The organism is Qipengyuania pelagi, assembly GCF_009827295.1.
Lineage (GTDB): Bacteria > Pseudomonadota > Alphaproteobacteria > Sphingomonadales > Sphingomonadaceae > Qipengyuania > Qipengyuania pelagi.
Map to the genome: position 1 here is coordinate 1,229,209 of NZ_WTYD01000001.1, position 11,755 is coordinate 1,240,963.

Sequence of the window (11,755 nt, forward strand, 5' to 3'; positions counted from 1 at the left end):
GACAAGTCGCGCAAATTTGCGAATAGGGCGTTGCATGACCTGCATTCTCCTCACCGGCTCGTCGCGCGGGATCGGCGCGGCGGCGAAATCGGCGCTCGAAGCGCGCGGCGCAAAAGTGATCGGCCAGGCCACGACAAGCGACCGGACCGATACAGTGCCCGCCGATTTCTCCGAACCCTTCGCCGCGCGCGAATTGTGGGACGCCGCGCTGGCGCGGGCGGGCGGGACGATCGACGTGCTGGTGAACAATGCCGGACGCTTCGCGGCGAGCCCGCTCGATGCGTCGGACATGCAATGGCTCGATGCGTGGGAGGATACGCTCAGGATCAATCTCACCGCCGCCGCCCAGTTAAGCCGGTTCGCGGTGCGGCACTGGCAACAGCGCGGGGTTCCGGGGCGGATCGTCCACGTCGCCAGCCGCGCCGGCCATCGCGGGGATTCGCCCGCTCATTGGCATTATGCCGCCAGCAAGGGCGGGATGCTGGCGATGCACAAATCGATCGCCCGCGCCTATGCGAGCGAGAATATCCTGAGCTTCGCGATCACCCCCGGCTTCACCGACACGGCGATGGCGGGCGATTATCTCGACAGTCGGGGCGGGCCGGGTCTTCTGGCCGACATTCCCCTGGGCCGGGTGGCCGAACCGGAAGAGATCGCCAAACTGATCGAATTCTGCGCGCTCGACGCGCCGCCCAGCATGACCGGCGCCACGCTGGACGCGAACGGGGCAAGCTATGTCCGCTAGCTGGAAACTGCGTGCCGAAGTCGCCAAGCCGGTCGCCGAAGCGGCGCTGGCGGCCCAGGAACTCGTGCCCGACTGGGACGCCGATATCGTCCTCACCGCCTGCGAGATCGACGAGCAGCATCCCGACGACTGGCTGTTCGAAGCGTGGCTCCCGCACGAGCCGACTCCCGCCGATCGCGAGGCCGTCGCGGCGCTGTTCGCCAACGACGCGCCCGATCTTGTCGCCGAGCAGGTTCCCGACACCGACTGGGTCACCGAAAGCCAGCAGCGCGTCACTCCAATCCGCGCGGGCCGGTTCCATGTCCACACGCCCGACCACCCGGCGGACCCGAATGCGGTCGATCTGGTCATTCCCGCCAGCCAGGCTTTCGGGACCGGCCAGCACGCCACCACCGCGGGCTGCCTTGCCATGCTAGACCTGATGAAGCGCGAGGGAGCTTCGATACGCCACCACGCCGATATCGGGACCGGGACGGGCCTGCTCGCCTTTGCCGCGATGCGGCTGTGGCCGAACGCGCTGGCCACTGCCTCGGATATCGATCCGGTCTGCGCTGGGGTGCTGGCGGACAATGCGGCCAGCAATCGCATAAACCTTGGGGGGGCGCGCGGCGAACTCCTGTTCACGGTCGCGGACGGGATGAACGATCCCCTGTTGCAGGCCCGCGCGCCCTTCGATCTCCTGATCGCCAACATCCTCGCCGGGCCGCTCGCCGAGATGGCGGAGGATCTGTGCGCAGCCGTCACCCCCGGCGGCAGCATCGTTCTCGCCGGATTGCTGGAGACGCAGGAAGCCCGCGTTCGCGCCGCCTATCGCCGCCAGGGCGCGCGGCTTGCAAGGCGGCTCGTCAAGGGCGACTGGTCGATCCTGTGGCTGCGCACGTCCCGCATCCGCTGAAGCGCTGGCGAATCTGGCTGGGCGGGTTGCTGGCAGCGCCCCTGCTGGTGCTGGCGCTGTTCCTGATCACCGCCTGGGTCGGCTCCTCTCTCCCGCGCAACTCCGAATGGGGCGAACCGGCGACAGGTATCACCATCATGGTCGAGACGAACGGCATCCATACCGGCATCGTCATGCCCGTGACGACGCGGATAAAGGACTGGCGCGAAACCTTTCCTTCGGCCGGGCTCCCGCGTGAGGACGGACAGCTCCCAACGCATATCGCGGTCGGGTGGGGCGAAAAGGACGTTTTCTTGAACACGCCGACCTGGAGCGATCTTTCGCCGTCCACCGCGCTGCGAATCGTCTTCCAGGGCGGCAGCGGATTGCTGCGCGTCGCCCATTACGTCCGCCCCGCGCCCTCGCCCCATCACCGCCCGATCCGCCTGCGCGAAGAGGAATATGCCCGCCTCGTCGCGCGGATCGAACAGGCGTTGCCACCCGAACCGCGCGGAACGGTTCGCACTGTCTATACAAGCTATGAACCGAACGCCGTCCATTACGACGCGACCGGGCGCTACACGCTCGGCAACACCTGCAACCAATGGGTCGGCGACACGCTGGCCTTTGCCGGGATGAAAATGGGCCGCTGGACCCCGCTGGCGGGCGGCGTGATGAAGTGGATCCCCGAACCCGCTACGCAGAATTGATCAGGCTGCCGGTTGCGGCACCACTTCGGGCGGCTCGCGCGATCCGTTTTCGAGATCGAAGCGCGCGGTCGCCACGGTCACCGCCTGCATCATCCGCATCCGCTCCAGCGTCGGCTCTCGCGTGCGTCCAATCATAACCGCCAGCGCATACCGATGGCCATCGGGCGATGTCAGGATGCCGATGTCGTTATAGCCCGACTGTTCCCCGTCGAAGAACTGCCCCGTCCCGGTCTTGTGACCGATCGACCAGCCGGGCGGCACTCCGCCCTTCAATCGCTGCGGCCCGCTGCGCGTTGCGTTCAAGGTGGCGAGAATCAGCGCGGTCGAGGCGGGAGAAAGCAGTTCGCCGCGCGCCAGTCGCGCAAGCGCCCGCGTGATGCCCAGCGGCATCGCGCCGTCGACCGGATCGGCGAGATACCCCTCGAACGCCGCTCGCCTCGCAGCATCGGGCACAAGGTCGCGCGCGTCGAAAAACGTATTTCCGACGGAATAGGCCTGATCCCAACGCAACCCCGCGATCGCGCTCTGTTTGCTGCGCTCGTCCGCGCCGAAGCGCACGCCGGTGATCTTCTTCGCAGCGAAGAAATCCTCAACCGCTTCCGCTCCGCCAACCCGGCGCAGGATGCGATCATTGGCGGTGTTGTCGCTGTGCGTGATGGCGCGCTGAATCAGATCGGCATAATCGGTTCGAAAACTGCCGCGCGCCCGCACCAGATCCCGGATCGGCTGATGAAAGAGCGTCAGATCCTTCGGGCCGATCACGACGCCTTCATCCAGCTCCAGCCGCCCCTGGTCCACCTCGTCCAGCGCCGTCAGCGCGACCCATAATTTACTGACGCTCTGCTGCGGAAACCAGTCGTCGCCCCGGATCGCATAGCTGCGCCCGGTCTCCACATCGGTAACGGCAATGCCGACCGTCCCTTCGAGCGAGGCCGCGATCTCCTCCAGCTCCTGCTCGAACCTGCGTTCGGCCTCGGTCGGGATATGCACGAGATCCGGCGTCGGCATGGCCTGCGGTTCGGGCGCGGGCGCCCTGCGCGGAAGCGATACGACGATCACTGCCAGTGCGAGAACGGGAAGCAGGATGAAAAGAAAGCGATAGGGTGCGGCCACCCCCGTCCAACGGAGCGCGCGGCGCTTGTTTCCGAAAAGCTTACCCTGCCGCTGCGACGATCGCGGCCCAGCCCGCCTCGTCGATCACTTCGATCCCGAGTTCGGCGGCCTTCTTCATCTTCGATCCCGCGCCCGGCCCGGCGACGAGAAGATCGGTCTTGGCGCTCACCGATCCGCTGGCCTTCGCGCCCAGCCGCTCGGCCTGCGCCTTGGCCTCGTCGCGGCTCATCGTCTCGAGCTTGCCGGTGAAGACCACCGTCTTGCCCGCGACTGCACTGTTCCTGGTCTCCACCTCGAAGCGGGGCGGCGAAACTTGGCGCAGGATATCGTCCCACACCGCGCGATTGTGCTCTTCGTGGAAGAAATCGCCCAGCGCCTCGACCACGGCGCTGCCGATCCCGTCGATAGCAGTGAGTTCGGCGACGGCGTCTTCCTCTCCCTGCCGGGCGCGCTCCGCCACGTCCCGCAAGGCGGGCAGCGTGTGGAAATGCTTCAGAAGATCGCGCGCAGTCACGCTGCCGACATGGCGGATGCCAAGCCCGAAAAGCAGCCGCGCCGCATCGGGCTCACGCCGCGCCTCGATACTGGCGAGGAGGTTGTCGACCGACTTCTCCTTCCACCCGTCGAGCGCAAGGATATCCGCGCGCCGATCCTTCAGGCGAAAGATATCGGCGGGGCTTTCCAGCCAGCCGAGCGCAAAGAACTGGTCGATGGTCTTTTCGCCCAGCCCGTCGATATCGAGCGCGCCGCGGCTGACGAAATGCTTCAGCCGCTCGGTGCGCTGCGCCGGGCAGATAAGGCCGCCCGTGCAACGCACATCGACCTCGCCCTCTTCCGCTACCGCCTCGCTGCCGCATTCGGGGCAGTTATCGGGGAAGACATAGGGTGCGCGCTCCGCATCGGGGGTCAGGTTCTCGACCAATTGCGGGATCACATCGCCCGCGCGCTGCACAACCACCCGGTCGCCCGGCCTGACGCCGAGGCGCGCGATCTCGTCGCGATTGTGGAGCGTGACATTGGTGACGGTCACGCCGCCCACGAGGACCGGCGCGAGCCGCCCCACAGGGGTCAGCTTGCCGGTGCGGCCAACCTGGATGTCGATGCTCTCCAGCGTTGTCTCGGCCCGCTCGGCCGGGAATTTATGCGCCAGCGCCCAGCGCGGCGCCTTGCCGACCGAACCCAGCCGCGCCTGCCAGTCGAGCCGGTCCACCTTGTAGACCACGCCATCGATCTCGTAGGGCATATCGGGCCGCGCGGCGGCGATCGTCTCGTAATGCGCGAGGATCGCATCGAGCCCGCCCGTGCCGTCGAGGCGGACGAAATGCGGTGAGACGGGGAACCCCCAGCTCTCGATCGCGCGCACCACCTCTTCCTGCGTCTCGCCCGGAACCGCGCTGGCAGCACCCCAACCATGCGCCCAGAATTTGAGCGGGCGCGACGCGGTGACACTCGCATCCTTCTGCCTTAGCGATCCCGCAGCGGCGTTGCGCGGATTGGCGAAGAGCTTGCCCCCCGCCTTATGCTGCGCAGCATTGAGCGCGGTAAAGTCCTGTTTTGCCATGTAGACTTCGCCGCGCACCTCGAAGATTTCGGGCACGTCGCCGGTCAGCCTTTCGGGGATGTCGACGATATGGCGGACGTTCGGCGTAACGTCCTCGCCCACCTGCCCGTCACCGCGCGTGGCGGCCTGAACGAGCACGCCCTTCTCGTAGCGCAGCGAGCAGGACAGACCATCGATTTTGTCCTCCGCCGTGACCGCGACCGGCTCGTCCTCATCCAGCGACAGAAACCGCCGCACCCGCGCCAGCCACTCCGCCACCTCTTCGCCTGAAAAAGCGTTGTCGAGACTCATCATACGGACACTATGTGTGACCTTGCTCAGAGGCGACGCAGCGGCGCTGTGCCCGACCTTGCGGCTCGGCGAATCGGCCCGCACCAGTTCAGGAAATGCCTTCTCCAGCTCCCCATTGCGGCGGACCAGAGCATCGTATTCCTGGTCGGTAATCTCGGGCGCATCCTCGGCGTGATAGAGCCGGTCGTGATGCGCGATCTGCTTGGCGAGCCGCATCATTTCGTTGGCGGCGTCGGCTCGGGACAGGTTTTCGCTCACACCCCCTCCAGCAACCGATCCGCCTGCGCGCGCGCTTCGGGAGTCACCTCGGCGCCTGACAACATCCGGGCGATCTCTTCCTGGCGACCAGCTTCGTCGAGCAGCACCACGCCGGTCTTCGTCACCGTGCCCTGCGACGATTTAGCGATCATGTAATGCGTGCGCCCGCGCGCGGCGACCTGGGGGCTGTGGGTGACGGCGAGCAGTTGTCCGTTATCGGCGAGGCGCGCCAGGCGTTCGCCGATCGCGCTCGCCACCGCACCGCCGACACCGCGATCGATCTCGTCGAAGATCACCGTCGCCGCCCCGCCCTTCTCCGCCAGCGCGACCTTCAGCGCGAGGATGAAGCGCGACAATTCGCCTCCGCTGGCGATCTTGTTGAGCGGGGCGAAGGGCGCGCCGGGATTGGTGGCGATGAGGAATTCGACCGCGTCCATCCCGGCGGCGGTCCAGCGATCCTCGGGCAGTTGCTCGACCGAAGTCTGGAAGCGCGCCGCATCGAGCTTCAGCGGGGCGAGCTCCCCCGCGACCGCCGCATCCAACCGCTCGGCCGCCTGTTTGCGGTGCCGGTGCAGCGCGGTCGCAGCATCGCGATAGCGCGCTTCGGCCTTGCCCGCCGCATCCTCCAACGCGTCGAGTTCGGCCTCCCCGCCCTCGATCGCGTCGAGCCGGGCGCGCATGTCGCGCATCACGGCGGGCAGTTCGTCCACCTCGCAGCGATGCTTCCTCGCAATCGCGCGCAGTTCGAACAGACGTCGCTCCGCCGCGTCGAGCGCCGCGGGATCGTGCTCCAGCGCTTCGGCAGCGGCGCGCAGTTTCTCTTCCGCCTCGCCCGCCTCGATCACCGCCCGATCGAGCGAAGCGAGCGCTTCGGCCAAAAGGGGATGTTCGGGCGCGATCCGGTCGAGCCTCCGCGCCGCCACGCGAAGGGATGCGAGCGGCGATTCAGAGCCTTCCCAGATATGCCGCAATTCCTCGAGATCGCCCGACAGCTTCTCGCCCTTCTGCATGGCAGCGCGCGTCTCGGAGAGGCGCGTTTCCTCGCCCGCCTGCGGTTCGATGGCGGCGAGTTCGGACAGGTGAGCGAGGAGCAAATCCTGATCGGCGCGCGATTGCTCCAGCGCGCCGCGCGCTTCGTCCAGCCGGGCCTGTGCGGTGCGCCAGAAATTCCAGGCGCTCGCCACCCCAGCCGTATCCGCACCCGCGAAGCGATCGAGCAGCGCCCGATGGCCGCGCGGATTGACGAGACCGCGATCGTCGTGCTGGCCGTGCAATTCCACCAGCGATCCCGCCAGTTCGCGCAGCAGCGCGACACCGACAGGCTGGTCGTTCACCCACGCCTTGCTGCCGCCATCGGCCTTGATCTGGCGCCGTATCACCAGCGCCTCACCTTGTTCCAACTCGACTCCGGCATCGTCGAGAGACTCGATCAGAGGCGGCGGCAATTTGGCGAATTCGAAACTCGCGCTGACGCTGGCCTTGTCGGCACCGCCGCGCACCAGGGCCGTCTCGGCGCGATTGCCGAGGACCAGGCCGAGCGCGTCCAAAAGGATCGACTTGCCCGCCCCGGTCTCCCCGGTAAGCACACCGAGGCCGCGCCCGAAATCGAGATCGAGCGCTTCGATCAGCACGATATTACGGATGGATAGACGGGTCAGCATCGCCCAGCCCGTCTAGCGCAGGCTTTCACCCATGTCAGCGTAGCGGATGCAATATTCGCTGCGGTATTTTCGAGGCAGCGCTTCGCTCAGCTCGCCGCGACGAGACTGGGCGCCTTGTCCTGCACCAGCTTGTAGGCCCGCTCGTACCATTCATTGCCCGGATAATTCGCCCCGAGGACGGCAGCGTATTTCTTCGCTTCGGACGGAAGGCCGAGCGCGAGGCTGCTTTCGACCAGGCGATACAGCGCTTCGGGCGTGTGACTGGTGGTCTGGAAATTGTCGACCACGTTCTGGAACCGGATCTGCGCCGCGATCCATTTGCCGCTGTCCTGATAATAGCGCCCGATTTCCATCTCCTTGCCGGCCAGATGGTCTTCGACAAGGTCGAGCTTCAGGCGCGCATCGGTCGCGTACTCGGTAGCGGGAAAGCGGCGGTTCACCTCGCGAAGCGCCGTGCGGGCCTGTTCGGTGATCTTCTGGTCGCGCTGCACGTCGCTGATCTGCTCGTAATAGCTGAGCGCGATCAGATAATAGGCGTAGGGCGCATCCTTGTTGCCCGGATGGATCGACAGGAAACGCTGCGCGCTCTGGATCGCCTTGTTGTAATCGGCGGCGACATAGTAGCTGAACGCGCTCATCAACTGGGCGCGGCGGGCCCAGGGGGAATAGGGATGCTGGCGCTCAACCTCGTCGAACAGGGCGGCGGCCACGGGCGCATTGCCACGGCTGAGGCGATCGCGCGCTTCCGTATACAGCGTTTCGACGTCGCGCGCGACATAGGCGGTATCCGCCGGTTCCCCACCACTTCCCGCGCAGCCGGAGAGGACGAGCGAGGATGCGATCGCCGCGCCGAGAAGGAGCGAACGGCTATTCCGGCGGACAGGCTGTTTGGGGAAACTGGTCATGGGGCAGGCCTATAGCCAGCGCAGCCGTGAACGCCAAGTGAAGGATCGGGTCGCGCAGCGGGAAAACGTCTCCGCCGCGCGCCCGATAGGTAAAGCCCTCAGGCCGCCGATGCCTCGGAAGGAGTCGGTGCGTCCCACAACAGGTGACGCCCTTCGAGCAGCACCAAATTCTTGGCGCGGATCACCTCGCCCTTGGTCCGATAGCCGAGCAATTGTTCGGCATCGAGATGCGGATTGACCGCCAGGACGCGCAATTCTTCCGAGGTGAAGTCGCACAGCCCGCGCGCCCGTTCGGTGCCGCTTTCGTCGTAGATGTGCAGAACGTCGCCGCGCTGGAAATCGCCATCGATCGAGCGGATGTCTTCCCGCCGGATCGGGCGATCGCCCGATTGCAGAGCGTCGGCCAGCTCGTCGGAAATGCCCAGGCTGCCCGCCATCTGGAGACGGTTGGCAATCCAGCGTTCCCAGCCTGAAGTGCGCGCCTCATGCGGTGGGAAATGGGTGCAGGTGCGCTCGCCATCGATCACGCTCGACAGCGGGCGCTCCGCTTCGCCATGCGCGATATAGGTGCTGCACCCTGCTTCCTGCGCCATGTTGGCGGCCATCAGCTTGGTCGTCATGCCACCCGTGCCGAGGGTGCTCTTGCCGGTGGTCGCCTCCATATATTCGGAGACGTCCTCGACCTCCTCGATCAGGCGCGCACCCTCTTCGTCGGGATGGCGATCATAGAGGCCGTCGACCTCGGTGAGGATGATGAAATCCTTCGCATCCACCATCTGCGCGACCTTGGCGGCCAGGCGATCGTTGTCGCCGACGCGGATTTCCTCGGTCGTGATCGAATCGTTTTCGTTGATGATCGGAATCACGTCCGCTTCGAGGAGGCGGAAGACGGTGTTGCGCGTGTTCAGGAACCGGCGATGATCCTCGAAATCGCCCAGCGTCAGCAGGACCTGCGCGATATCCATTCCGTATTCGTGGCCGAGCTGCTTGTAGATGTTCAGCAGCATCGGCATTCCGCAGGCAGCCGCAGCCTGCTTGTCGCTCACTCCGGCATTCTCCGGGGTCTCGCCGACCATCTTGAGGCCGAGGGCGACCGCGCCCGAACTGCACAGGATGACCTTGTGCCCCCGCTGGCGCAGGCGGTAGATGTCCTCCATCAGGCGCTGGAGAAATCCGAAGCGCGGGGTCAGGAGGTCGGAATTGGCGATCAGGGTAGAGCCGATCTTGACGACGACGGTGCTGCGGTCCGCGCCATCGGACGCGCTGCTCGCATCGGTTTCGGCGATAGTGTCGAACTGGGGTGCCAGGGAGTCTGTCACGGGCAATCTCTCGTCTCGTTGCTATATCATTTGAAATATCGTGAAAGATACCTAGGTTGGGATGGTGCAGTGCACAACCGGGGGCGCCGGATTATTTTTTCGCCAGCCTAACCGATTGCTGCCAGCTTTCAAACGGGATTTCTCATCTCAATAGATATTTAAAACGCTTAGAATTACGGGGAGATTTTACCATCTCTAGGAACATACTACTTATAGGCTGCGGAAAAATGGGCGGCGCGCTGCTCGATCACTGGATGAGCGGCGGCGAAAACTTCACGATTGTCGATCCGATGCTTGAGCAGGCGCCCGATAATGTACGGCTCGTCAAGGATCGCGCGGCCATCGCCGACGATCGGTTCGATACGATTATCGTCGCGATCAAGCCGCAGATGATCGACGACGTGCTTCCCGACTACGCCGCCAATCTGGGCGATGATGGCTACGTGCTTTCGATCGCCGCCGGAGCCAGCGCGGCGCGCCTGAAGAAGGCGATGGGCGGTGCGCCGGTGGTCAGAGTCATGCCGAACCTTCCCGCTGCCGTGGGCAAGGGCACCAGCGGTGTGCTGGCGGGCCCTGACGTATCCGAAGCGCAGGCATCCCATGCGATGGAGATGATGCAGCGCACCGGCACCGCGATCGCGGTCGAGAGCGAGGATATGCTGGACCGCGCCACCGCAGTTGCGGGTTCGGGACCGGGCTACGTTTTCGAGATCGCGCGCGCTTATGTCGCCGCCGCTGAAGAACTCGGTTTCGCTCCCGATCAGGCACGCGCGCTGGTGCTCGGCACGATGGAGGGAACCATAGCGATGGCGCTCGCCAATCCCGACACTGCGCTCGAAGACCTGCGCAATTCGGTGACGAGCAAGGGCGGCACCACCGCCGCCGGGCTCGATGCGCTCAACGGCGATGGCGGACTTTCCGACACGCTGAGCGCGACCCTGCAATCCGCCTATGACCGCGCCGTGGAGCTGCGCTGATCCGTATTTCGGAACATGCGCGCCCGCGGGGCGTCGATAGGACAGATATTCAAGAGGCACTTATGAACGACCAGACTTTCGATCCGCAAATCCACGTCCACGAACTCGGCCGCAAGGCGCGCGCCGCAGCCAAGGGCCTGCTCGCCGCGTCGACCGAGGCGAAGAACACGGCCCTCCGCGAAGCGGCCAAGGCGCTGCGGGCGAATATGGGTGAGCTGATCGCCGCGAACGACAAGGATGTCGAAAGCGTCGCGGGCAAGAAGCCCGAAAGCTTCGTCGATCGCCTACGCCTCAACGAAGACCGCATCGAAGGCATGGCCAACGCGCTCGAACAAATCGCAGAACTGCCCGATCCCGTGGGTCGCCAGCTTGGCACGGTCGATCGCCCCAACGGCCTCAAGATCGAACGGGTTGCCGTCCCCATCGGCGTGATCGGCATGATCTATGAATCGCGCCCCAATGTCGGCGCGGATGCCAGCGCGCTTTGCCTCAAGAGCGGCAATGCGGTGATCCTTCGCGGTGGGAGCGAGAGCCGCCATTCGACCAAGGTTATCGTTGAATGTATGCGCAAGGGTCTGGCTGAAGCGGGCCTTCCCGAAGATGCCGTGCAGACCGTGGGCACGACCGACCGCGCTGCGGTCGCCGCGCTGCTGAAGGCGGACGAACTCGTCGATCTCGTGATCCCGCGCGGCGGGCGTGGTCTCGTCGAACTGGTGCGCGACCAGGCGAGCGTGCCCACCCTCCTCCACCTTGACGGCAATTGCCACAGCTACGTCCATGAAGCTGCCGACCTCGATAAGGCGGCCGAGGTCATCCGCAACGCCAAGCTGCGCCGCACCGGCGTCTGCGGGGCGACGGAGAGCATCGTGGTCGACCGCGCGGTGGCGAAGGATTTCGTACCCCGCCTCACCGCCATCATGGGCACGGACTGCGAATTGCGCGGGGATGCCGATGCCGTGGCGATCGACAATTCGATCAAGCCTGCCGATGAGACCGACTGGAACACCGAATATCTCGACACGATTGCGAGCGTGAAGGTGGTCGACGGGCTCGACGAAGCGATCACCTGGGTGGACGAGCATTCGAGCCACCATACCGACGCGATCATGACTGAGGACGACGAAGCCGCGCGCCGCTTCATGACCGCTATCGACAGCGCGATCGTCATGCACAACGCCAGCACCCAATTCGCCGATGGCGGCGAGTTCGGCATGGGCGCGGAGATTGGGATCGCGACGGGCAAGATGCACGCGCGCGGGCCGGTCGGCCTCGAACAGCTGTGCAGCTTCAAATATCTCGTCCACGGCGACGGCCAGACCAGGCCGTAAGGACAGGACGAAA

The 11,755-nt window shown here is 65.4% G+C and carries 10 protein-coding genes; 5 read left to right on the forward strand and 5 right to left on the reverse strand.

Annotated elements, in window-relative coordinates:
• Positions 1-34 precede the first annotated feature (34 nt).
• Genes GRI47_RS06005 through GRI47_RS06015 form a run of 3 tightly spaced genes read left to right on the forward strand, consistent with a single transcriptional unit; the run spans position 35 to position 2,329 of the window.
• Positions 35-745, forward strand: coding sequence for an SDR family NAD(P)-dependent oxidoreductase (locus GRI47_RS06005; protein ID WP_160660409.1), 711 nt, complete (start codon positions 35-37; stop codon positions 743-745).
• Positions 735-1,640, forward strand: a complete 906-nt coding sequence (locus tag GRI47_RS06010) for a 50S ribosomal protein L11 methyltransferase (RefSeq protein WP_160660410.1) — start codon at positions 735-737, stop codon at positions 1,638-1,640. The genes GRI47_RS06005 and GRI47_RS06010 overlap by 11 nt, the downstream gene beginning before the upstream one ends.
• Positions 1,613-2,329, forward strand: a complete 717-nt coding sequence (locus tag GRI47_RS06015; RefSeq protein ID WP_337190650.1) for a DUF2459 domain-containing protein — start codon at positions 1,613-1,615, stop codon at positions 2,327-2,329. The genes GRI47_RS06010 and GRI47_RS06015 overlap by 28 nt, the downstream gene beginning before the upstream one ends.
• On the opposite strand, the gene GRI47_RS06020 is transcribed toward GRI47_RS06015, so the two are convergent.
• From GRI47_RS06020 to proB, 5 genes are all read right to left on the reverse strand, one after another.
• Complete coding sequence (locus GRI47_RS06020; protein ID WP_337190651.1) at positions 2,330-3,442, reverse strand: serine hydrolase; 1,113 nt, start codon at positions 3,440-3,442, stop codon at positions 2,330-2,332.
• 40 nt (positions 3,443-3,482) lie between these two features.
• Entirely contained in the window at positions 3,483-5,513 is a 2,031-nt protein-coding gene (ligA, locus tag GRI47_RS06025) for an NAD-dependent DNA ligase LigA (RefSeq protein WP_160661336.1), read from the reverse strand.
• A 35-nt stretch (positions 5,514-5,548) separates the two neighbouring features.
• On the reverse strand, positions 5,549-7,213 hold the full coding sequence (gene recN, locus GRI47_RS06030) for a DNA repair protein RecN (RefSeq protein WP_160660411.1): 1,665 nt from the start codon (positions 7,211-7,213) through the stop codon (positions 5,549-5,551).
• 86 nt (positions 7,214-7,299) lie between these two features.
• Positions 7,300-8,118 carry an outer membrane protein assembly factor BamD gene (locus GRI47_RS06035; protein ID WP_160660412.1) on the reverse strand — a complete coding sequence of 273 codons (819 nt, stop codon included), beginning with the start codon at positions 8,116-8,118 and terminating at the stop codon, positions 7,300-7,302.
• 98 nt (positions 8,119-8,216) lie between these two features.
• The gene (proB, locus tag GRI47_RS06040; protein WP_337190652.1) at positions 8,217-9,437 is read right to left on the reverse strand and encodes a glutamate 5-kinase; all 1,221 of its coding nucleotides are present in this window, start codon (positions 9,435-9,437) and stop codon (positions 8,217-8,219) included.
• A gap of 56 nt (positions 9,438-9,493) precedes the next feature.
• Between proB and GRI47_RS06045 the strand changes: the two genes are divergently transcribed.
• Together GRI47_RS06045 and GRI47_RS06050 are read left to right on the forward strand one after the other, a co-directional pair.
• A complete protein-coding gene (locus tag GRI47_RS06045; RefSeq protein WP_272916492.1) occupies positions 9,494-10,414 on the forward strand; it encodes a pyrroline-5-carboxylate reductase family protein in 921 nt (306 codons plus the stop codon).
• Positions 10,415-10,476: 62 nt separating this feature from the next.
• Positions 10,477-11,742 (forward strand): glutamate-5-semialdehyde dehydrogenase, encoded by a 1,266-nt coding sequence (locus tag GRI47_RS06050; protein ID WP_160660414.1) that lies wholly within the window; start codon positions 10,477-10,479, stop codon positions 11,740-11,742.
• Positions 11,743-11,755: the final 13 nt, after the last annotated feature.